This is a genomic window from Streptomyces flavovariabilis (assembly GCF_000725785.1).
GTDB classification, from domain to species: Bacteria; Actinomycetota; Actinomycetes; order Streptomycetales; family Streptomycetaceae; genus Streptomyces; species Streptomyces hawaiiensis.
The window spans coordinates 1-21510 of record NZ_JNXD01000011.1; the positions used below are offsets into that span (position 1 = coordinate 1).

Here is a 21510-nt window from a genome sequence, read left to right on the forward strand (position 1 = left end):
GCTCACCTCACGCAACGTGCGCGGCGGTCGGCTCACCGACATCGCACTGGGCGGGCTGAACCACCAGATCGAGCACCACCTGTTCCCCAGCATGCCCAGTCCCAACCTGCGCCGGGCGCGGACCATCGTCCGGCGCTACTGCGAGGACCTGGGCGTGGACTACGTGGAGACCGGGCTGATCACCTCCTACCGGCTGGCCCTCACCAGTCTCCATCAGGCGGGAGCACCGCTCCGGAGGACCCGGGTTCCCGCGTAGGGACTGAGCAGGAGGAAGAACCCGAGAACGTGGCCTTCAGGCGACGCGGTCGGCGCGGTGGCGGGCTTCCCGGAGTCTGACCTTCGACGGGAGGCGGTCCAAACCGGCGGAGTCCCGCGCGTGCGCGAGTGTTTCCCGGCTCAGTTGCCCCAGAATCCGCTCCGGGTCCGCGTGAGGTTCCAGCAACAGCCGCACACGTGCGGCCGGAGCTGTACGTCTGCCGGTCAGCCGTACCTGTGCCCGCGACACCCCGTCCAGGGCCTGCGCCTCTTCCTCGATGACGTCCTCCAGCGTGCGGCCGTCGAGTCGGGCCGCCGCGCCGTCTTCGCTGTCGACGAGAACCTGGCCAGCCCGGCACGCCGAAACCCCAGTGGCGCTGCAGATCCAGCCCGCCCAGCAGCACCCCGCCGCCCAAGGCGAAGAGCCCAAGACCGAGTAGCCCCAGCAGCACCCGGTTCACTCCCTTGAGCATCGGGATCACCTCAGCCCTTCTTCGGGCGCCGGACGTGCACGGTCAGCGCGGGTTGCCGGGCGAGACCCAAGGACGTCACGGCTTCGCCCAGCGTGGCGTCCAGGTCCGCGCGGACCTCCTCAAGAGCGCGGAAGTGTGCCCATGCCCGGGCTTTGACCTTCCGGTGGCCGACAGCGACCCGTGCCGACTGGACGCCGGGCACCTGCACGGCCCGGTCGCGCAGCCTCAGGGCGACCGCGCGGCGGTCGAGTCCGGCGTGGACCTCCTCCGCCCCGGGGATACCGGTGGGCTGCCGCATGGGCAACAGCCTGCGCAGTCCCGGCGTCACCGCCAGCAGGAAAAGCCACAGGCCGAGGGCCATCGCCACCGCGGCCCCGACGATCACCCAGGTGTCATCCAGGGGCCGTGTGGCCAGCTCCTCGGCGAGCCGCCGCCGCCAGCGCATCGCAGACCGGCCAGCCCGTACCGAGACCACGTCGTACAGGAGCAGTCCGATCGCCGCGACGGACAGCAGGGCCACCAAGGCCGCGGGGATCCGCCGCGCAGACCAGAAACGGCGCTCCGACCGGCCTGACGTGTCGACCGCTGCTGTCGAGCCCGTGTCCGGGGCGCCGTCCGCGGACGAAGCCGCCTGTCCGGGATCGGAGGGAACGTCACTGTCACTGGCAGGCTGCCGCCAGGTGCTCGGGCTCATCTCACCCTCTCCTGGTCCATGTGCCGCGCATGCACCGAATGCAGCCTCTCGACCGACACCGCGAGGTCGGACACGTCCATGCCGGCCCATGTCCTGAGCCTTTCGGTTACCTCCCGGCGCACTGCGGCGCACTGCGCCCCGATGTCGGACGGATAGCCGAGCTCGACGGTGATGCGCATCCGCACGTCGCCGAGAACCGCCTGCCGTCCGGCGGCGGACTCGTCGTCTCCTGTGGCGGTGTTCCGCTCCGGCGCCCGCCGCACGGTTGTGGTCACTTGTGGCGTCCGGCGGCCGGGCGGTACGTGGACGGCCGCCTCGGTGAACCGGCTCAGCGCCTCGCCCGCCACATGGGAAGCGATCTTCGCGACGACCCGGTCGGCGACAGTGGTCGCACCGCGCTCCCGGCGGGGTATGCCGGGACGCCGATCGACTTCACCGGTCACTGCCGCCAGTCTCCCCGAGCCCGTCGCCGGTCATCGCGAATCCGATCCTGCCGGTCTCGCCGACGGACGAAGTCGCCCGGCTCGAGATCACCTTCCATGAACCGCCCGGCCACGAGACCGACAATGCCCAGACCGAGCACCAGCAAGAAAGCCCAGAAGCTACCGAAATACGCGGCGAAACCCAGCGTCATTCCGGCCATCAAGCCCACCACGGCCCTGCTCATCACGCGCCCCTTCACTCACATGGGCTGCTCCGCCCCGGCTACCGGATCCGGGGCCGCTCTTCGCCTTCGTCCTCCTCGTCGGGCAGCTTCACGTCGCTGACCATGATGTTGACTTCCACGACGTCCCGACCCGCCATCCGCTCCACCGCGGAGATCACGTTCTCCCGCACCTCACCGGCCACGTCCGTGATCGAGACGCCGTAGTCGACGACGATCTCCAGATCGATGGCCGCCTGCAGCTCTCCGACCTCGACGCTGACCCCGCGCGTGGCGGATTTGCCGCTGCCGGCGCCGGGCATCCGCTCCCGCACGGATCCCATCGAGCGGGCGAATCCGCTGCCCAGGGCATAGACGCCGCGCACGTCCCGTGCCGCCATTCCGGCGATCTTCTCCACCACCACATCGGCGATGGCCGTCCGGCCGCGAGACCCGGGCGCACCACCGTGCCTTACGCCGGTGTTCTCAGTCATCGGGATATTCCTCCCTAAGAAGCACACCTGGCACCGTCTATGCCGATTATATTCTCATTAGAACCTTTTGACCGAAGCGCGGATTGTGGCGGGTGGTCCGACGAGTGGCCCGAGCGTCTCCGCCGGGAGCCCTCGCGGACATCCGAGCGCAGTGCGGGCAGGAAGAGAACCGCGGCCATGGAAGAGAGAGGGTGAGGAGCCGGTGACCGAGGCGTGGACGCCGCCAGTACGGCACCAGCTCGACCTGGGCCGACTGCTCCCGCTCGGCGGGCCAGACGACGGGACATGGATCACCGAGCAAACAGCTGTCCGGGCCCTCGGGCGGGCGGCCGCTGAGGTTCCCGATGTCCGGGTGGGGACCTTGCGCATTGGGTCGGCACCGTTCGAGCCCGTGTCCGAGCCGGCCGTCCGTCCGCCGGTCAGCGCGCTACCGCCTGGCCCGCTCAGGATGGAGGCAGCCTTCACGGCATCCCTCGGGCAGCCACTGCCTCACACCGCCGAACAGCTGAGGAGCGCACTGTTCAACGCGGCCACTGAAAGGCTCGGCCTGGCCGTCGTGACGACCGACTTGCGCGTCACGGATCTCCATGAAGGCCCGGAGACAGCCGTCAGATCGCAGACCGCGAGGAGGACCATGAAGCCCCAGCCGGAAGCCGCAGCCGTGCGAACCTCGCCCCCGGCGACCGGAAGAGGACCCACGCCAGGCCCCACCGGGAAACTGGCGGACGTCGCGGCGGCCGTCCCGGGCGTCGCCCGCCTCACCGCCGTGCTGGGAGGCCGCCCGGTCAAGGTGGTGCACCAGGACGATCCCCCCAGCCGCCACATCCAGGTCCAGCTCGCTGTCGCCCCCGGACACCATCCACTGGAAGTCGCCCGCGCCGTCCGGGCCGCCCTGGCGGAAGCAGCCACCTCTGACACGCCCGGCCCGGTCACCGCCGCCGTCCTCATCACAGAAACCGCGCCCTAGCCAGGCAGGTGTCAACGGCAGCTCGATGCAGCGATCCCAGATGAAACCGCGCAATCCACCCCCCGGGGTCGTCCTGTGCGCGGGCCCGGTGCAGCAGGTCGGCGGGCGAGAGACAGCAGCCGCCGTGCAGGTAGGCGGAGCCGGGAGGTCGCGTCGGCGGCCAGGTCGTCGCGCTGGTCGTCGTAGGCGGACAAGACCGGACAGCGAAGCGGTCCTCGCCCCCCGGGGGGTACGGTCGTCAACGAGGCCCTGTGGAAGCGTCGTTGGTGTCGGTGATCGGCCGGCTCCACACGCAGCCGAACCTCGCGCCGAGCTGCGTAGCGGCTCACCCCGGGCGATGTGTACCGTGGCGGCCCCGGTCTCCGGTTGGGTACGGCGAAGCCGGTGCGGCGGATGCCGGTGTCGACGACGAAGACCGGACCACGCGTTCCGCGTCCCTCGGAGTCTGCCCAGCCCACGGATGGTCCCGCGGCTTTCCGGGCGAGCGGGCCAGGCAGCACGCCGAGTACCCGGTGGCCCCTGTCTCTCCCGGCGGTCGGTTCTTGGAGCCGCGCTTGTCGTGGGGCCGACCCGCGTCGGTTCAGGTCTTCCGCGCCCAGGTCACGCGTCGGCCGTCAGTCGGGCCGTTGGGTGCGGTTCTCGTGTGCGAGGCCGTCCGTGCGGGCAGTCGTGCGTGGCTCGAGGGGGAGGACCAGGGCCCGCAGCAGCGCGGGGGCCGGTGGCCGGAGGACCGTGGGATCCGGCGGTCGGCGGATCGCGCCGATGTCCTGCCATCCCCGCGACAGGAAGGCGTCGCGGGCCGGCGCGTCGGCCTGGGCGACCAGTGTCGCCCCGAGCGAGGCGTGGTGGTCGGCGAGCAGCCGTTCCTGGAGCCTGCGGGCGAGACCCTGGTCGTCCGTGTGGGGATGCACCACGATCTCGGTGATCGCGAAGACGTGTCCGGACGCGGTGAGCTGTTCGACGCTCTGTGGAAGGGCCCCGTCGAACCCCCTCCACCAGGTCCCCTCGCGTGGTACCGGGAATCCGTAGGCACACCCGGCGAAGGCCGTGTCCTCCCCGATCAGCAGGGCGAAGCCGGCCTGCCGGATGGCGCCGGTGAGTCGCCGCAGGAACGCCTCCCGGCCTCGGTACTCCTGGCCCGCCTGTGCGCGCGAGGACTCCACGTACAGATCGGCCAGGTCCTCCCGCAGGGTCTCGGCCTGCCAGCGGTTCAGCCGGCGCAGACGTACGGCGTGGGCGGGAGTCGGTGTGCTTCCCTCACCCCGGGGCGGCTCCCGTCGGAGCGGGGCCGTCACCGCGCACCGCCCGCGGCAGCGGGAAACCGGCGTGATGGTGGGCGAACGCTGTGGAGCTCGTGGAGCTCGTGGAGCTCATGGAGCAGGAAACCGGAGCCGGTGATCTCGATGATGCGGGCCATGATCGGTGGCGGATGGTGCAGTCGGAGGACCGTTCCGGCTTCGGTGGCGAGCCTCGATGCCGCGAGGAAGGCGTTGAGTCCGCTGGCGTCGCAGAAGGTGACCTCCGTGAGATCGATGTCGGTGGTGCGGATGCCGTCGTGCAGGCATTCGGCCAGTGCGGCATGCACGAGCGGGGCGGTGGCCAGGTCGATCTCACCTGCGAGGGTGATCAGCGTGCGGGTGGTGTGGTCGTGCCGGTGGACGTTCAGCCGTGGAAGGGGCATGCGCCCCTCAAGGATGAGTTGCCGAGCGTCGAGGTGGATCGGTCGTCCGGGGATACGCCACGAACCGGACGGAAGGCCCGCGCCCGACGGGGATCGTGTCTTGGAGGGATGGTGGCTCTGTGCCGCCCCGAGCCCACGCTGCCTCGGCCCGGGGCACAGGACGCGGGAGGACCCCGGCCTGTCGTGTGCGTACTACGGTCGGGCCCCGGGCTGCGGGCTGTGGTGACGGGTTCGGTCAGGCCGGCCCGTTCGGCGACGGGCCGGGAGAGCCTGCCGAGTCGGTGGGCTCACCCGGCTTGCTTACGGGGGCGCCGCCGGGAGAGCCCCCTCGTTCGCCGGGCCCGCGATCACCGCGACGGCGGCCGGTGCCGCTCTCTCCCGCCGGCCGCGGGCCTTGCGCGGAGCCGGTCCCGCGACAGGCATCCCGGTGTGGCCGTAGTGGATGGCGGCCATGCGGTCGCCGTGCTGTGAGTTCAGCAGACGGATGAGGAGCACCCCGAAGGCGATCATTCCCAGGATCACGGCCACGGTCACGAACGTCCCCACGGTCCTCACCTTCCCATCGGCTGCTGCGGCATCGCGGCGGTCATGGCCGGGATCCGTGGACGTGCGGCCCCGTCCTGGGCCTCAATCCCTCCTTCGGAGTCCCAGACCGCTTCCACGGCCCGGTCGGCGTCGCGCAGCGTCCGCAGACGCGCCGCCTCCTCCATCAGCCGGCTCGCGGTCGACACACCGTGCGGGTCACTGGCGGCGGCCATCAGCCAGGCGGCCGAGTCGGGAGCCGTCTGCGGCGGGACGACCAAAAGGTTCCAGCGGCCCACGCGGTAGGAGAACAACAGCAGTTCATGCGGGTCCTGCTCGTCCCGGAACCAGCCCACGTTCACCACGTGCCCGGCAACGGGCACCTTGCGCGGGATGACCGGCCACTGGGCGGGATTCACCGTGACCCGGGTGATCCGCCCCCACAGCGGATCCAGTACAGCGGTCAGGGACGGGAGTTCCGCCCCGAGATCGCGGGAGCGGGGCCACCAGGCGCCGTCCAGCAAAGCCGGCGCGGAGCCGGCGGGAACCAGCGACAGACGCAGAGAAAGCGAGGAGAGCCGGTCATCGGCTTCGGTCGTCGGCGAGCGGGAAATGGTCGCAGTCATGACGCGAACCCTGCCCCGGGCCGGCATGAGCCGACCCGGAATATTCGATCGCCGAAAACGACACGAGCCTGAAAGCCGGTGCGCGAAACATCCTCGGTAAAACCAGCGTACTCCTCGAACAGGCCCGACGGACCGTACGGACAAAGGAGGAACGGTCCCATGCGCCCCTCCCCGGAACCGTCGTCCCTCAGGCAACGATTCGACGTCATCGACATGCTGCAACGGCTGTCCGCGCTGCGTCGAGCTGCTCGACGGGTCGGCGGCCGGGATCTTGCTCGCGGACGCGCACGGCGAGTTGCAGACAATTTCGATCTGACGCGGCTGACGAATGAGGAGGGGCGGAAACCTCCATCAGCCAGCAACGGGAGACCTGCTGACGCGCCGTCGGCAGGGCCCGGTCACCATTCACATCAATGAACTCCGCTTCAGTCCCGGGAGAGCCCTTGGGCCCGGCAGGGTCGTTTTCCGTGAGCAGCGACCAGCGTGTGACGCGGGCTCCTTGAGTCCCCTCCGTCCCCCTACCCTCCCGAGCCTGCGCGTGCGGTGCCACGCCTGACAAAGGGCAGAGCCCCGGAGAGGTGATATCTCCGGGGCTCTGTGCTCCCGAGTGGCGCCTGTCAAAGGAAAGCGCAGGTCCCGCCGCTACCCCTGGTGTTCTTGAAGAACCACCCGATGTTGTTGCGGGTCTCTTCGCCGTAGCCGCCGTCCGCGCCGATCTTCTCTTGCCCCTGCGCGTACATGAGCGCGGTCTTGGTGTTGCTGCCGAAGATCCGGAAGCTTGGCAACGAAGTGGCCGGCGCCGGACATGGCCTTGCTCGCCTGGCCGTTGCAGTAGCCCGCGTAGGCGGAGGCGGGCGTCGCGGTGGCCAGGCCTAACCCGGCGCCGGACAGTGCGACAGCTGCGGCGGAGATCCAAACCCTCGTGCGCAGCGCGCGGAGCTTGTACATGTTTCCCCTTCTACCTCTGCGCAAGTCGGTTGTACTGGTTTGCTCCGTCACGTGTTGCCAGGTGGCGCTCAGAAGCAGCTCCAACGCCCGTTGCCGCTGTACTGGTAGGCCCATTTGATGTTGTTGCGGGTCTCTTCGCCGTAGCCGCCGTCCGCGCCGATCTTCTCTTGCCCCTGCGCGTACATGAGCGCGGTCTTGGTGTTGCTGCCGAAGATTAAGCCGGAAGCTTCGCGTGGAAGCCGGAGTTCGAGATCTCGTCATCCACCCACCCGTTGCAGTAGCCCGCGTAGGCGGAGGCGGGCGTCGCGGTGGCCAGGCCGAGCCCGGCGCCGGACAGTGCGACAGCTGCGGCGGAGATCCCCACCCTCGTGCGCAGCGCGCGGAGCTTCTTCATGCTTCCCCCTGAAGTCTGTGACACAGGCGGCCCCTGGTGGAGCCGGCAGCACCACTGTGGCGGGAAGAGTCGGGCCGGCAGAACCTATAACGTTTCAGGTCTGGGCCGCGGTCAGCGCCGCAATCGGCCTCGCCCTCGAGGTGGGGAAGAGCGGCCAGTTGTGTTTCGTCCGCCCCCGCCTCAAGCGTGACGTATGGGGAGGGACAGCTGAGCACGCCATGAAGTGGATCAGGCGGGGCGTCCCGTCGCGCTCCCTGCCGACGTGCCCACGGCATGCCCTTCAGAACGGACAACCGCGGTCAATAGCGGTACGAAGCCGCTCACGCGCGGCTCAGACCTGCTCCGCACTCAGGCGCTGATGCTCGGCAGTGAGCAGCCCGATGTCTTCCACATCGGAGGTCAAGATCGTCACTTTGCCGGGATGCTGCAGGGCGGTCGCGCACAGCATGGCGTCGATGGCGCACTTGTGGCCGTGCAGCCCCGCCGCACGCAGCAGAGCGGCAGCGGATTGGGCGACGGTCTGGGTCACCGGCTCGACGCTCAGGCGGGACAGGGTCCACTTCAGTGCGGCGTCGTTGATCTTCGGGTGGATTACCTCGACCAGCACGGCGGCTGAGGTGATCACCGGCAGGTCCGCGTCGCGTGCCGCCGTCAGCCACTCGTGGATTTCCCGATCACGCCGTACGGCCTTCGCCTTCTGACGATGGGTCAGCCAGGTGGATGGCTTGTCCTGGTGCTCCGCCGTAGCCGGCCGTACGCCGCCGACCGGCTCGACGACGGCCACTACCCGTCGTACACCATGAGCGTTAGGCAAGGTCGCCGAGCTGATCGGTGCCAAGTCGAGGGAGTGGCGATCCACTGGTGTGTCGGTCTGCCGATGAGCCCGCGGTCCTCGACGAGGGTCCATGACGGGAGGAGCGGCGTGGTGGCTGGTGTGGGAGATGAGGGGCGGTGGTGGTCGGCGGCCGCGCCGGGTTTCTGGCGGCAGGTCGTCGGGCAGCTGGGCACGGCCCTGATCGTGGTGGATCCCGCCGGACGGATTCTCGCGGTCACCCCGGCCGCCGAGCGACTGCTGGGCCGCACCGCCGCCTCGATGCGCGGGGAGGACGCACACGACCTGCTGCACCGGGATGCGGACGGCGGCAGGATTCCTCGGGAGCAGTGCCCGCTGCTGCGGGCCGTGGCCGCAAGGGCCGAGGAGCGGCGGGAGGGCCACATCTGTCTGCGCGGTGACGGTCGCCTGGTCGCGACATCCTGGTCCGCTTCCCCCTTGACGGGTGACGGCGCCTACATGGGCATGGCCGTGCTGTTCACCGACGCCGTCGGCGACCGCAGCGCGCGCCGGGAACGTGCGGCCTATACGCGTGCTCTGGAGGACCTCACCGAGCGGCTGACGCTGGTCGCGGAGATCACCGACGTGCTCGGTCAGACGCTGGAGACCGATGAGGCCCTTGCCCGGCTGGGCCGCCTGCTGGTGCCCCGCATCGCCGACTGGGCGGCGGTGGACCTCCGGGTGGGCTCCGGGCAGGTCCACCGTGTGGCGGTGACGGGTCCCGAGGGCCGGGACGCCGCGCAGGAGGACTGGCGCGAGAGCCTCGCCGAGGCCGGAGAGGAGGACCGCTCCCCTCTGGTCCAGGTGCTGAACGGCGGTGATCCCGTCCTGCAGCGCGAGGCGGACGTGGCCGCCCCGACCGTCTCCGCCCTGGCCGCCGTCCACAGCGGCTTCCTGCGGGCCGTCCGCGCGACGTCCGCCGTCACCGTGCCGCTGGGCTCCCGGCTACAGGTCACCGGCGCCCTGACGCTGGTGCGCACGGACCCGGCGCACCCCTTCGACGCCGACGACCTGAAAGTGGTGAGCGACATCGGCCGCCGGGTCGGGACGGTCATCGACAACGCCCGCCGGTTCGGCCGCCAGCGCGCCGTCGCCGAGGCCATGCAGCGCAACCTGCTCGCCCCACTGCCCCAGCCCGGCCGCCTGCGGCTGGCCGCCCGCTACCAGCCCGCCCCGGCCGGCTCGCAGGTCGGCGGCGACTGGTACGACGCGTTCGAGCGGAAGGACGGCACGCTCGCGCTGGTCATCGGCGACGTCGTGGGCCACGACCTGACCGCGGCGGCCGGAATGGCGCAGCTTCACGGCATCCTGCGCTCACTGGCCTGGGACCACACCGGCCCGCCCGGCGCCGTCGTCGACCGCCTCGACGACGCCATGCCCGCCATCACCACCGTCCCCATGGCCACCCTCGTCCTCGCCCTGCTCGAAGGCGACCCGCACACCGGCCCGTGGACGCTGCGGTGGACCAGCGCGGGGCATCCGCCGCCCCTCCTGCTGACCCGGGACGGGCGGGCCCGCTACCTCGAAGCGGGGCAGGGTGTCCTCCTCGGCGCCCCGCCGGGCACCAGTGGCAGCCGGCCGAGCGCCGCGCAGTCCCTGCCGCCGGGTTCCACCCTGCTGCTCTACACCGACGGCCTGATCGAGATCCCCGGCAGCGACCTGGACACCGGACTCGCCCGTCTGCGCCGCCACGCCCTCGCTCTCGCCCACGAACCGCTGGACACGCTGTGCGACCAGTTGCCCGCCCGCATGCCGCCCGGCAGTACCGACGACGTGGCCCTCCTGGCCCTGCGCCTGCCGACGCCGTGAGAGCCGTGACCGCGTGGCCGCGGGACGTGGTGCTCACTTGCCTGGCGAGGATCCGGCGGAGCCGGGCAGCCGCCTGTGGGCGGGGCCGCGCCGCGCCCACGCGAGCCGCCACGCCCGGACTCAGGGGAGGCGCCGCAGGACGACGCGGGCCGGGAGGACGGTGGCCGCCGTGCCGAGCAGCAGGCAGCCTGCCACCACGCCCGTGAGCCAGGGCCAGGCCAGGGACAACTCCACCGGCAGGCCCAGCTCTTCGCGAAGGCCGTGGACCGTGCCGAACAGGGCCGGGGCGGCCGCCGCCAGGCCCAGGGCCGCGCCCAGGGCGACGACGCAGCACGTTTCTGCGGCAAGGGTCAGCAGCACCTGGCGCGGCGTCGCACCGGACAGGCGCAGTACGCGGACGTCGCGCACCCGGCCCGCGGTGGCCGTCAGCACGGTGGAGGCGACGGCGATCGCCGTGTAGCCCGCCGATACGGCCACGAGCAGCAGGGTGAAGATCCACACGAGCCGGTCCTCCTCGGCGTCGTCCGAGGCCGCGTACGCCTCCACGGAGATCTCGTCGGCGCTGAGCCCGGCCGGGAGGGGCGTGGGGGCGGGGGTGGTGCGGTAGGCGACGTCCGCCAGTGCGGAAGGGTCGTGGTCGCGTACCACGTCGCGTGGGAGGAAGACCTGGTACGGCATCGAGTCGTCCACCACGGCCGTCACACGCAACCGCCGCGTACGGCCGTCCTCCAGGGTGAGTGAGGCGACCTGGCCTTTTCGCCAGCCGTGCGCGGCCGCCACGGCCGCCGTGACGACGACGGTGTCGCCCTGGGGCGGGGGCACGGCGTACACCCGCTCGAAGGCGGACGACACGCCGGCCGCGGAGAGCGCCGCCCTGCCGTCACCGCCGTACACGGTCGTCGAGAGCAGCGAGGCACCCTCGACCCGGGCCACCGCCGCGTCCGACAGGCCCGGCGTCCCCCTGGGCACCACCGCGGCCTCAGCCCGTACGGCCGCGGCCTGCCGGGCGGTGTCGGCGTTCTGGGTCGTCTGCACGGTGCTGGTGATCAGCACGGCGAAGGCGACGGTCGCCAGCACCGGGGCGACGGTGGCGGAGGTCCGGCGCACCGCTGTGATCATGTTCTCGCGGACGAGCACGGCCGGCGCACCGGGGTGCCGGGCCAGCGGCCGGGTGAGCGCCCCGATCACGGGCCCGACGAGCCCCGGTGCGAGGAGGGTCAGGCCCGTTGTCAGGCTCATCGCCGTGCCGAGCGCCAGCAGTACGAGGGCGTCGGCCCCCGCGAAGGCGGTGCCCACCGAGCAGACCGCTCCCACGCCCGTCGCCGCCAGCCCGGCGACCCGGCGGCGCCGCGTCATCGGCCGGTTGTCCACCGCCGCCTCGCGCATCGCCTCCAGCGGCTTCACCCGGGAGGCCCGGCGTGACGCGGCTCCCACGCCGACGAGCGCCACCACCACGCCGGTGGCGAAGGCCGCAACCGGTACCCACCACCGCAGGCTCACCTCGAAACCCGCCGGCTGGAAGCCCGCGTCGATCAGCACCCCGGTCATCGTGGGCGCGAGCACCACTCCGAGCAGTGCCCCCGCCGCCGCACCGACCGCACCCACCGCCAGGGCCTCGCCGTACACCAGACGCTTCAGCTGTCGCGGTGTGGCGCCGATCGTCCGCAGCAGGCCGAACTCGCGGCGGCGCCCGGCGACGGCGAACGCGAACGTCGAGGAGACGACGAAGACCGTGACGAAGGCGGACAGCAGCGCAATGGCGGTGAGCACCTGGCCGCCGATCCAGCGGGTCATCTCGTCCTGCTTCGGCGCCAGCGCCTCGCGGGAGGCACCGGTCAGGACGGTGCCGTCGCCGCCGACGGCACGCCGTGCGGCGGCCGCGACGCGGGTGGCGTCGGTTCCCGACTCCAGGAGCAGCCCGATGGTCCGTACCCCGCCCGCCAGTTCGGCGGCCCACCGGTCGGTGACGTAGTAACCGGGGCCGTTCATCGTCCCGGACACCGAGAACCGCTGCGGCCCGCGCGCCGTCAGCACCGTGACGGGCTCGCCCGGCGTGAACCCGAGGGACCGGTCCACGACGATCTCGTCCGCGGTGACGGGCGGCCTGCCCTCGCTCAGGCCGTACTCCGCGAGCGCCGCGGCCGACCAGGGGTGGCCCTGTCGCTCGCCCCGGCGCTGTTCGGTGTCCGCCGCCTGCGCGTAGAACGACCGGTCCGGCACCGCATCGACCACGCCCGGCAGCCGGGCCAGCTCCCGTCGCAGTTCCTCGGCGCTCTGCGGTGCCCACGGCGGATTCTCCGTGAACACCCCACCGGTCTGCGTCCCCGCCGGGCTCTGCACCAACACCGGTGCGCCCGCGAGCCGTTCAGGCACCTTCGCGCCGTCCGACAGCAGCACCAGCGCGCTCATCGTCACCACCGCGACGCCCAGCGCCACGGCCACGAAGCATCCCAGGAAGGAGGTCCAGCGTTCCCTCGCCGTCGCCAGGCTGATCACGGTCCCACCTCCAGCGCGGCCGTCCGCGCCGCGATCTCCTCGGCGCCGGCGGCACCGGGCAGTTCGTCCACGAGCCGTCCGTCCGCCAGCAGCAGCACGCGATCCGCGTACGCCGCGGCGGCGGGGTCGTGCGTCACCATCACGACCGTCTGGCCGTGGACGTCCACCAGGTCTCTCAACAGCCGCAGCACCCTCCGCGACGACCGGGTGTCCAGCGCGCCGGTCGGCTCGTCGGCGAAGAGGACGGCGGGCCGCGCGATCATCGCCCGCGCGATCGCGACCCGCTGCTGCTGGCCTCCCGACAGCTCGCTCGGCCGGTGTCCGAGACGGTCCGCGAGCCCGACGGCGGCGAGCGCCGACCTCACCTCGCCCGCCGCGGGACGGCGCCCGGCCAGACGCAGCGGCAGTTCGACGTTCTGCGCGGCGGTCAGTGCCGAGACGAGGTTGAACTCCTGGAAGACGAAGCCGACTCGCTCTCTGCGCAGGACGGTCAGCGCGTTCTCGTCCAGTCCGCCCAGGTCCGTACCGCCGATCAGCACCTCCCCGGTGGTCGGCCGGTCGAGGCCCGCCGCGCAGTGCAGCAAGGTGGACTTGCCGGAGCCGGAGGGGCCCATGACGGCGGTCATCGTGCCCGCCGCGAAGTGCGTGGACACGTCATCAAGGGCCGTGACGGTGTGCTCCCCGGTGCCGTGACGCTTCGTCACCGAGCACAGCTCGACGGGCCGTACGGCCGCCGAAGTGATGTCTGTCGTGGTCATGTTGAAAGAAAACGGCAGGAGAGCCACCCGGCACATTCCCGCCTGGGCGAGAGGTGATACTCCACTTGGCACTACTGCCTTCGGGCGCCGGCGCCGCTACGTTCGACCGCGTGACCCCTCGAACCGTCCTGGAGGCCCTCGCCCGGAGCCCGGTGGGATACCTCCGCACCGTGTGGCCGTATCGCGCCCTTGGGTTCCTGCTGTCCGGCGGGGTGTTCGCGACGGCCGCGTACATCGCTGTCGGCGGACTGTTCACCGCGCACCTCGGCACGTCGGCCACGGTGCTCTGTGCGGTGGCCGTCGTAATCTTCGCCGCCGCCCTCGCGGGTCCGCTCGAACGACGCCGCCACGCGCTCGTCGACCGGAGCGACCGGAGCGGCAGCATTGACCGGAGCGGCCGCAGTGACCGGCCCGAGTCGCGGAACGGTCTACGGGCCGCCGGCTACGCCGTCGTGTCCGTCCTCGCGGTGGGCTGGATGGACCTGGCCGTCGCCCTCGTCTCGCTCGGCATCCCCGGCTTCCTCCTCCTCACGCCCTTCCAGCCCACCGCCTCCCCCTGGCAGACCGTGGCCGGCCCCGTCGCGGGTGCCGTGCTCCTGCCCGTGGCCGCGTACCCCATCGGTGCCTGGGCCGGCGTCCGCGCCGCTGTGACGCGTGCCGTCCTGTTCCCCAAGGATCACGAACTGCGCGAGGTCGTGCGCTCCCGGGCCCGCCTCGTCGACGCCTTCGAGACCGAACGCCGCCGCATCGAACGTGACCTGCACGACGGCGCCCAGCAGCGCCTCGTCGCCCTCACGATGAAGCTGGGCCTCGCCGCCCTCGACCTGCCGCCCGGCAGCGCCGCGGCGCAAGAGGTCGCCGAGGCCCACGCCCTGGCCAAGGAAGCCCTCACCGAGCTGCGGGAACTGATCCGCGGCATCCACCCCCAGGTCCTGACCGAACGCGGGGTGCCCGCCGCCGTGCGGGACATCGCCGGGCGTTGCCCGGTCCCCGCGCACCTGGACATCGATCTCTCCGGCCGGCTTCCGGCCGCCGTCGAGCAGACGGCGTACTTCGTGACCGCCGAGGCGCTCACCAACATCGCCCGGCACAGCGGTGCCGACCACTGCCGCATCACCGCCCGTTGTGATGACGGCGTGCTCCGCCTCGACATCGAGGACAACGGTTCCGGCAACGCCGACCCCGCTCGCGGTACGGGCCTCATCGGCCTCGCCGACAGGATCGCCGCCGCCGACGGCAGAATGCTCCTGTCCAGCCCGCCCGGCGGGCCCACCCTGCTCAGAGCGGAGATCCCGTGCGGCCGTCCCTCCGCATAGTGATCGCGGAGGACGCCGTCCTCCTGCGCGAAGGTCTCGTCCACCTCCTCCAGCGCTTCGGCCACCAGGTCCTCGCCGCGGTGGGCGACGGCCCCGCCCTGCTCACCGCGGCCCGGGAAAACCGGCCGGACCTGGTCATCACCGACGTCCGCATGCCACCCGGCCAGACGGACGAGGGGCTGCGGGCCGCCCGCCGGCTCCAGTCCGAGCAGCCCGGACTCGCGGTCCTCGTCCTCAGCCAGTACGTCGAGCAGACCTTCGCCGACGAACTGCTGGACGACCGCCGCGGCAGCGTCGGAACGGGCTACCTGCTCAAGGAACGCATCGGCGACGTCGAGGAGTTCGCCGACGCCGTCACCCGCGTCGCCGCCGGCTCCACGGTCGTCGACCCCGAAGTCGTACGCCAGTTGCTCGCCCGCCGCCGCGATCCCCTGGACCGGCTCACACCCCGCGAACGGGAGGTCCTCGCCCTCATGGCCGAGGGCCGCTCCAACGCGGCGATCGCCCGCCGCCTCGTCGTCACCGAGGCCGCCGTCGCCAAGCACATCGCGAGCATCCTCCTGAAGCTCGACCTCCCGCCGACGGCCCCCGACGACCACCGGCGCGTCCTGGCGGTGCTGGCCTATCTGCGCGCCTGAGCAAGGGCGGAGCACCGGCCTCTTCTCTGCCGGCGACAGCGAGGTGCCGCGGCCGGAGTGTCCGGAGCTCAGCCGGTCGCGAGGTCCTCGAACGTGTCGCGCTCCAGGGCCGCGGAGGCGGCGACGACGCCGCCCATGATGGCGCCGCTGACGCCGGCCGACGCCACGTCCTGGCCGGTGAGGAGGAGGCCGGGGATGTGGGTGTGGGCGCCGAGGCCACGCAGGGCGACCGCTGCGGGGTGTGGGCGAGGGACATGAAGTCGCCGTTCTCCCTGCCGAGGAAGTGGTTGAAGCTGAGCGGCGTCGCCAGCTCGGTGTGGTCGATGCGGCCCTCCAGCTGGGGGCAGAAGCGGAAGACCTGGCCCAGTAGTTCCTCGGTGAGCCGGTCCTTGAGGCGCTCGTAGTCGGCACCCCGGCGCATCCACGCGCTGCCCGCGTACGGCTCGAACAACGACCAGCTCGTCAGCCCGGCGATGTCGATGGTGGTGCGTCCCGGATACCGGGATTCCCACGACGGGTCCTTCAGGGACGGGAAGGTGAGGAAGTACGTCGGCGTGGCGTGGTGCTCGGGGTCGGCCTCGAACGCGGCGATGTCGCCGTCGATGTCGGGGCTGGCGTGGGCCCAGATGTTGGCCGGGTCCAGGTCAAGGCGGTCGCCGGATTCCCGGATCGCGCCGGTGCGCGCGGACGCGACGAGTACCGCCTCACCGACAAGGGCCGCGCCCTGCTGCCCATCCTGATCGCCCTGAACGACTGGGCCGAGCGCTGGATCGTCCCCGCCGGCGCCTCCACGCTCTCCCTGCTCCACCGCGACTGCGGCAGCCCGGTCCGGACCGTGGCGACCTGCGCCTCCGGGCACGAGATCACCACGCCCGGCCAGGTCACGGCCGTCCCGGGCCCCGGGGCGAAGCCCGCGTCCGCGTCCGAGCCCGAGTGACCCGCGCACGGCGGTGGGCAACGGGGGTGCGGGCCCTGCAGCCGAGGTGGGCTCAATCGCCGGACGACCGGCCCCGGCGTGGCATCTGGGGTGACTTGGCGGCCTCGGCCTCCGCCTTGGCGTCGCTCACCGCGGCGGCGGCCTGTTTCTCGGCCTCGTCGGCAGCCGCGGCGGCGTCGAGGGAAACCGTCGAGCCTGCGTCGAGCTGCGCGATCCGCGTCCCGTGCGACGCGTCGGCGTCGTCGGCGTCGGCCCCTTCCCCGGGTTGCGCAGGGAGGGGAGGGCCTGCCGTCGACTGGTCACCGAACGCCCGGGTGACCGTGCGGACCGCCTCGGTCAGCTCCCCCGGGATCACCCAGAACGTGTTGTTGTCGCTGCTCGCCAGGTGCGGGAGCGTCTCGAGGTACTTGTAGGCCAGGACCTTCGCGTCGGCGTTGTTGCGGTGGACGGCCTGGAAGACCAGCTCCACCGCCTTGGCCTCGCCGTCCGCCCGAAGGATCATGGCCTGTTGCGTGCCCTGGGCCTCCAGGATGTCCTTCTGCTTCGTGCCTTCCGCGGTGAGGATCTTGGCCTGCCGCTCCCCTTCGGCGTGCAGGATGGCCGCGCGCTTGTCGCGCTCGGCCCGCATCTGCTTCTCCATCGCCTCCTTGATGGTGTGCGGTGGATCGATGGCCTTGATCTCGACGCGGTTGACCCGGATGCCCCACTTGCCGGTGGCGTCGTCGAGGACGGCCCGGAGCCGGGAGTTGATCTCCTCGCGCGAGGTGAGCGTCTCCTCCAGGTCCATGCTGCCGATGACGTTGCGCAGCGTGGTCACGGTGAGCTGATCGATCGCATGGAGGTAGTCGGCGACCTCGTAGGCCGCCGCCCGCGGGTCCGTGATCTGGTAGTAGAGAACGGTGTCGATGTTCACCACGAGGTTGTCCTCGGTGATCACCGGCCTGGGGTCGGACGAATAGACCTGCTCGCGCACGTCGAGTTTCGTGTTGATGCGGTCCGCCACGGGCACGACCAGGTTCAGGCCGGGTTGCAGCGTCCGGCGGTATCTGCCGAACCGCTCGATGTTGTAGCGGCGCGCCTGCGGGACGATCCGCACGGTGGAGGCCACGAGGAAGACGACGACGAGGGCCGCCACAAGAATGGGGATGACAACTGGATCCACAGTGCCTCCATTGCTGTGTGTTCAGCCGTTCAGGGAAGGAGTTCGCGGGGGTAGACGATGGCCGTGGCCCCCTCGATCTCCATGACGTCCACCCACGCACCCACCGGGATCACATGGCTCTCGTCGAGGGCGCGGGCGGACCATTCCTCACCCGAGAGTTTGATCAGGCCGCGGGTCGCGGTGACCTCCTGCATCACTTCGGCGCGCTTGCCGATCAGCGCATCGCTGCCCTCGCGGGTGAGGGGCTGCTGTGCCATGTGCCGCAGCGCGACCGGACGGACGATGACGAGGCCCGCCGCCGCCGCCGCTCCGAGGGCCACCAGCTGACCGAGCAGGCCGATGCCCACACCGGCGACCACGGCGGCGACCAGCGCTGCACCCGCCAGCAACCCGAAGACCAGCGTCAGGGTGAAGAACTCCGCGGCACCCAGCACCCCGGCGGCGAGCAGCCACAGGAACCACGGCATCGCATCGCCCTCCTTCAGGGGCCTTCTCCACCAAGCTACCGCCCGGAACACCGGGCAGACAGACTCGCGAGCGGATGCCCGGCACCCGCCATGCCTTCTCGCCCTCCGGAGGAACGGTGGCCCGGACGGTGACGTGGCGGGCGAGAGGTCAGTGGGGCTCCGGTGAGCGAGCGGGCGGAGGGACGGTTCCTTCGTGCTCTGCGGTCATGGCGTCCTCCCGCCCGGCGTTCCCCACCGGGGTCCGGGGACCGGGCAACCGCGGGGAGGGCCTGCGGTCCGTACGCACGTAGCCGTAGATCACCGAGGTCATCGCCAGGATGAGAAGTGGCCCGGACACCTCCGGGAGTCCGGCCATCTCCATCGGCAGATAGCGGTACGACAGCAGGAGCGCGATGAAGACCGTGGTGCCGTAGACGACCAGCTGGATTCCCGCCCGGTCCCAGCCGCGGTCGAGCGAGCGCAGGGCTGCCTCGATGGTGAGGGCGAACACCACGCCGGCGACGAGATCCACGCCGTAGTGGTAGCCGAATCCCAGGGTCGCGGCGAGTGTGGTGATCAGCCAGAACGTGCCGGCGAACCGCAGCAGACGCGGCGCCCTGCGGGTATGGACGAAGATCGCGACAGCCCACGCCGTGTGCAGGCTGGGCATGCAGTTGCGGGGGGTGATCCCGTCGTACGTCATCGGGTGCGGGGCGGTGACCGGCAGCGGCGTGTGCGGCCACAGGTCGGCCGCCGCCCACTGCACGCCGCCGGTGCCGGAGGCGCCCGGGCCGTAGGCGAAGACCGGGCCGACCACCGGGAAGAGCATGTAGATGCCCGGCCCGAGAAGGCCGATCACCAGGAAGGTGCGCACCAGGTGATGGCTGGGGAAGCGGCGCTCGGTGGTCACGTCGCGCAGCTGGTGGAAGGCGACGACCACCGCGGCCACCGCGAGCTGGCCGTACACCAGTTGGAGGAGATGGCTGCTGAAGGGGTCGGTGGCCTCGACGATCCGGCCGGCCAGCCAGGAGGGGTTGCCCAGCGCGTGGTCGGCGGTCGCCACGTACTGGTCGAGCACCGTGGGGCGGGTCTTCGCCGTGATGAACAGCCAGGTGTCGCCGGTCTTGCGGGCGGCCACCAGCAACAGGCCCAGCCCGACACCCTTCAGCAGCAGGACGCGTTCGGGGCCGGTGCGGCACGTGACGGCGATGACCGCGAAACCCAGCATCACCCACAGCGCACCGGTGCCGAAGACATGGCCGTCGGACATGTCGGCGCCGACAGCCCGTCGCACCAGCAGGAGAACGGCGTCGATACCGATCGCGGCGCCGGCCGCGATGAACCGCTGCCGCCAGCCGAGCACCACCATCATCAGCGCCAGACCGCCGTACAGCGGCCCCGGCTTGGGAGCGAAGACCAGGGCCTTCACCTGGTTGGTGATCGGCCCCGGTTCACCGTAGTGGCGTGCGGCGATCTCCAGCGCGACGAGGAATCCGCAGGCCACCACGCCCGCCAGGACCCACAGCACCGCGCGCCGATGGCGCCGGGCGCCCCACGCAGTCATGCCGCTTGTCCGCGAGAACACCCGCGATGCTCTGGCTATCAATCTATTGGCCGATTCGTCCGAATGGCTGGGCAGATGGAGAGCGACGGAGGGACCATCGCGAGTTCGAACATGCTATCGGAGGGCGGTGGCTCGGCTGCCGGTCCGGCCGGCGACGTCCGGACCGACCCGCGCCGCCGTCCGGACCAGCGCCGCGACCGCCCGGGACCGGCTGTGGGGTGGCCAGGCGATCACTGTGGTGACCGTCGGAGCGTCCAGCACCGGCACGGCGGCGAGGCCGTCGCGCAGTTGGGTGCGGCAGGACTCCGGCGCGATCCAGCAGGCGCGGCCGAGTGCGATCAGCTGGAGCAGCTGGGCGTGGTCGCGGGCCCGGGGGCCGGGCCCGGCCGGATAGGTGCCGTCGGGGCCGGGCCAGCGGGGCATCGGCAGGTCGGGGAGGCCGGTGACGTCGGCCGTACGGACATGGGGCCGCTCGGCGAGGGGATGCCCGGCCGGGACCACCGCGACCTGGCCCTCCGTGCAGAGCTCTTCGGTGTCGAGGCCGGCCGTGGTGTCGAACGGCAGGTGCAGCAGCGCCACATCGGCCCGGCCGTCGCGCAGCATCGGTCCCTGCTCGCCCATTGCGCACAGGAGCAGATCGACGGCGACCGCGTCGGGCTCGGCCGCGTAGGCGTCGAGCAGTCGCGCCAGCAGCCCGCTGGAGGCCCCGGCCTTCGTGACGAGGACCACGCCGGCCTGGCCCGTCGTGGCGAGCGCCGCGCGGCGGGTGCGGCGTTCGGCGGACTCGACCGCCGCGAGCGCCGCCCGGGCCTCCCTCAGGAGCACCGCCCCGGCCTCCGTCAGGATCACCGCGCGGCTGCTGCGTTCCAGCAGCACCGCTTGCAGACGCCGCTCGAGCCGGCCGATCGCCCGCGACAGCGGAGGCTGCGCGATCCCGAGCCGCTGGGCCGCCCTCCCGAAGTGCAGCTCCTCGGCGACGGCGACGAAGTACCGCAACTCCCTTGTCTCCACGCCGTCATGGTACTTCCGCGACCTGGACCGATACCGGTGCGGTATCGGCGCCCACCCGATCGGTGTTGGCCCGCCGCCGCCCGGCCCGGACAGGATCCACGGCATGAGCGAACAGACGATCGCGCTGGTGACCGGCGCGAACAAGGGCATTGGACACGAGATCGCGGCCGGTCTGGGCACCCTCGGCTGGAGGGTCGGGGTGGGCGCCCGGGACCGGGAGCGGCGCGAGACCGCCGTGGCGAAACTGCGGGCGGCCGGGGTCGACGCGTTCGGCGTACCGCTCGACGTGACCGACGACGCGAGCGTGGCCGAAGCCGCCGGACTGATCGAAAAGAGCGCCGGCCGTCTCGACGTGCTGGTCAACAACGCGGGGATCACCGGTGGCGTGCCGCAGATGCCCACCACCGTCGACCCGGCGACGGTGCGGACGGTCGTGGAGACCAACGTGATCGGCGTCATCCGCGTCACCAACGCGATGCTGCCGCTGCTGCGCCGCTCGTCGTCGCCGCGGATCGTGAACATGTCCAGCGGTGTCGGCTCACTCACCCGGCAGACCACTCCCGGCAGCGACACGGGCCCGATCGCCGTCGCCTACACGCCGTCCAAGACGTTCCTCAACGCCGTCACCGTCCAGTACGCCAAGGAGCTCCACGACACGGACATACTCGTCAACGCCGCCTGCCCCGGCTACTGCGCGACCGACCTCAACGGCTTCCGCGGCGTCCGCACCCCGGAGCAGGGCGCGGCGGTCGCGATCCGGCTGGCGACGCTGCCCGACGACGGCCCGACCGGCTGCTTCTTCGACGACGAGGGAGAGGTGCCGTGGTAGCTCCGAAGGGAGTTC

24 protein-coding genes are annotated in these 21510 nt (G+C 71.7%); 7 read left to right on the plus strand and 17 right to left on the minus strand.

Going from position 1 to position 21510, the window contains the following annotated elements:
• Positions 1–256 (plus strand): fatty acid desaturase family protein (locus IO24_RS0119195; protein ID WP_031137288.1); only part of this gene is annotated, 256 nt, incomplete at its 5' end.
• A 482-nt stretch (positions 257–738) separates the two neighbouring features.
• Here the strand turns inward: IO24_RS0119195 and IO24_RS0119205 are convergent.
• The 4 genes from IO24_RS0119205 to IO24_RS0119220 are packed head-to-tail and all read right to left on the minus strand — an operon-like array spanning position 739 to position 2559.
• The gene (locus IO24_RS0119205) at positions 739–1422 is read right to left on the minus strand and encodes a DUF6286 domain-containing protein (RefSeq protein WP_031137290.1); all 684 of its coding nucleotides are present in this window, start codon (positions 1420–1422) and stop codon (positions 739–741) included.
• Entirely contained in the window at positions 1419–1865 is a 447-nt protein-coding gene (locus IO24_RS0119210) for a hypothetical protein (RefSeq protein WP_031137291.1), read from the minus strand. Before IO24_RS0119210 ends, IO24_RS0119205 begins: the two co-directional genes overlap by 4 nt.
• The gene (locus IO24_RS0119215; protein ID WP_031137292.1) at positions 1862–2089 is read right to left on the minus strand and encodes a hypothetical protein; all 228 of its coding nucleotides are present in this window, start codon (positions 2087–2089) and stop codon (positions 1862–1864) included. Before IO24_RS0119215 ends, IO24_RS0119210 begins: the two co-directional genes overlap by 4 nt.
• A 38-nt stretch (positions 2090–2127) precedes the next feature.
• Positions 2128–2559, minus strand: a complete 432-nt coding sequence (locus IO24_RS0119220) for an Asp23/Gls24 family envelope stress response protein (protein WP_031137293.1) — start codon at positions 2557–2559, stop codon at positions 2128–2130.
• 634 nt (positions 2560–3193) lie between these two features.
• Here IO24_RS0119220 and IO24_RS47405 point away from each other — a divergent pair.
• Entirely contained in the window at positions 3194–3526 is a 333-nt protein-coding gene (locus IO24_RS47405; RefSeq protein ID WP_338055631.1) for a hypothetical protein, read from the plus strand.
• A 614-nt stretch (positions 3527–4140) separates the two neighbouring features.
• Here IO24_RS47405 and IO24_RS40850 read toward each other — a convergent pair.
• The 7 genes from IO24_RS40850 to IO24_RS0119265 all read right to left on the minus strand — a co-directional run bounded on the left by IO24_RS40850 (position 4141) and on the right by IO24_RS0119265 (position 8409).
• The gene (locus tag IO24_RS40850; protein WP_031137295.1) at positions 4141–4821 is read right to left on the minus strand and encodes a hypothetical protein; all 681 of its coding nucleotides are present in this window, start codon (positions 4819–4821) and stop codon (positions 4141–4143) included.
• Positions 4818–5207: an STAS domain-containing protein gene (locus IO24_RS0119235; protein ID WP_031137296.1), complete on the minus strand. Its 390-nt coding sequence runs from the start codon at positions 5205–5207 to the stop codon at positions 4818–4820. Before IO24_RS0119235 ends, IO24_RS40850 begins: the two co-directional genes overlap by 4 nt.
• Positions 5208–5507: 300 nt before the next feature.
• Positions 5508–5753: a hypothetical protein gene (locus IO24_RS0119240; RefSeq protein ID WP_063768076.1), complete on the minus strand. Its 246-nt coding sequence runs from the start codon at positions 5751–5753 to the stop codon at positions 5508–5510.
• 5 nt (positions 5754–5758) lie between these two features.
• A complete protein-coding gene (locus IO24_RS0119245) occupies positions 5759–6355 on the minus strand; it encodes a DUF5994 family protein (RefSeq protein WP_031137300.1) in 597 nt (198 codons plus the stop codon).
• Positions 6356–6972: 617 nt separating this feature from the next.
• Positions 6973–7140: a hypothetical protein gene (locus IO24_RS45240; RefSeq protein ID WP_157851275.1), complete on the minus strand. Its 168-nt coding sequence runs from the start codon at positions 7138–7140 to the stop codon at positions 6973–6975.
• A gap of 377 nt (positions 7141–7517) precedes the next feature.
• Positions 7518–7697, minus strand: a complete 180-nt coding sequence (locus IO24_RS0119260; RefSeq protein ID WP_031137305.1) for a hypothetical protein — start codon at positions 7695–7697, stop codon at positions 7518–7520.
• Between the two features lie 331 nt (positions 7698–8028).
• On the minus strand, positions 8029–8409 hold the full coding sequence (locus tag IO24_RS0119265; RefSeq protein WP_031137306.1) for a PIN domain-containing protein: 381 nt from the start codon (positions 8407–8409) through the stop codon (positions 8029–8031).
• A gap of 213 nt (positions 8410–8622) precedes the next feature.
• Between IO24_RS0119265 and IO24_RS0119270 the strand changes: the two genes are divergently transcribed.
• Positions 8623–10338, plus strand: a complete 1716-nt coding sequence (locus IO24_RS0119270; protein ID WP_031137309.1) for a SpoIIE family protein phosphatase — start codon at positions 8623–8625, stop codon at positions 10336–10338.
• Between the two features lie 120 nt (positions 10339–10458).
• Here the strand turns inward: IO24_RS0119270 and IO24_RS47185 are convergent, their stop codons facing one another.
• Both IO24_RS47185 and IO24_RS0119280 read right to left on the minus strand, forming a co-directional pair.
• Positions 10459–12834, minus strand: coding sequence for an ABC transporter permease (locus IO24_RS47185; RefSeq protein ID WP_031137310.1), 2376 nt, complete (start codon positions 12832–12834; stop codon positions 10459–10461).
• Positions 12831–13592, minus strand: a complete 762-nt coding sequence (locus IO24_RS0119280) for an ABC transporter ATP-binding protein (protein WP_031137312.1) — start codon at positions 13590–13592, stop codon at positions 12831–12833. Before IO24_RS0119280 ends, IO24_RS47185 begins: the two co-directional genes overlap by 4 nt.
• 110 nt (positions 13593–13702) lie before the next feature.
• Here IO24_RS0119280 and IO24_RS0119285 point away from each other — a divergent pair, with 110 nt between their 5' ends.
• The 3 genes from IO24_RS0119285 to IO24_RS0119305 all read left to right on the plus strand — a co-directional run bounded on the left by IO24_RS0119285 (position 13703) and on the right by IO24_RS0119305 (position 16483).
• Positions 13703–14908, plus strand: a complete 1206-nt coding sequence (locus IO24_RS0119285) for a sensor histidine kinase (protein ID WP_031137313.1) — start codon at positions 13703–13705, stop codon at positions 14906–14908.
• Positions 14887–15546 (plus strand): response regulator, encoded by a 660-nt coding sequence (locus tag IO24_RS0119290; protein ID WP_078899102.1) that lies wholly within the window; start codon positions 14887–14889, stop codon positions 15544–15546. Before IO24_RS0119285 ends, IO24_RS0119290 begins: the two co-directional genes overlap by 22 nt.
• 616 nt (positions 15547–16162) lie before the next feature.
• Positions 16163–16483: a winged helix-turn-helix transcriptional regulator gene (locus IO24_RS0119305; protein ID WP_234335187.1), complete on the plus strand. Its 321-nt coding sequence runs from the start codon at positions 16163–16165 to the stop codon at positions 16481–16483.
• Between the two features lie 52 nt (positions 16484–16535).
• Here the strand turns inward: IO24_RS0119305 and IO24_RS0119310 are convergent, their stop codons facing one another.
• From IO24_RS0119310 to IO24_RS0119325, 4 genes are all read right to left on the minus strand, one after another.
• Positions 16536–17645 carry an SPFH domain-containing protein gene (locus IO24_RS0119310; protein ID WP_031137319.1) on the minus strand — a complete coding sequence of 370 codons (1110 nt, stop codon included), beginning with the start codon at positions 17643–17645 and terminating at the stop codon, positions 16536–16538.
• A 29-nt stretch (positions 17646–17674) separates the two neighbouring features.
• On the minus strand, positions 17675–18112 hold the full coding sequence (locus IO24_RS0119315; RefSeq protein WP_031137321.1) for an NfeD family protein: 438 nt from the start codon (positions 18110–18112) through the stop codon (positions 17675–17677).
• A 148-nt stretch (positions 18113–18260) separates the two neighbouring features.
• Complete coding sequence (locus IO24_RS0119320) at positions 18261–19655, minus strand: phosphatase PAP2 family protein (RefSeq protein ID WP_107062988.1); 1395 nt, start codon at positions 19653–19655, stop codon at positions 18261–18263.
• A gap of 114 nt (positions 19656–19769) precedes the next feature.
• Complete coding sequence (locus tag IO24_RS0119325) at positions 19770–20666, minus strand: LysR family transcriptional regulator (RefSeq protein WP_045296010.1); 897 nt, start codon at positions 20664–20666, stop codon at positions 19770–19772.
• A gap of 103 nt (positions 20667–20769) precedes the next feature.
• On the opposite strand from IO24_RS0119325, the gene IO24_RS0119330 reads away from it, so the two are divergent.
• Positions 20770–21495, plus strand: a complete 726-nt coding sequence (locus IO24_RS0119330) for an SDR family oxidoreductase (RefSeq protein WP_031137327.1) — start codon at positions 20770–20772, stop codon at positions 21493–21495.
• Positions 21496–21510: the final 15 nt, after the last annotated feature.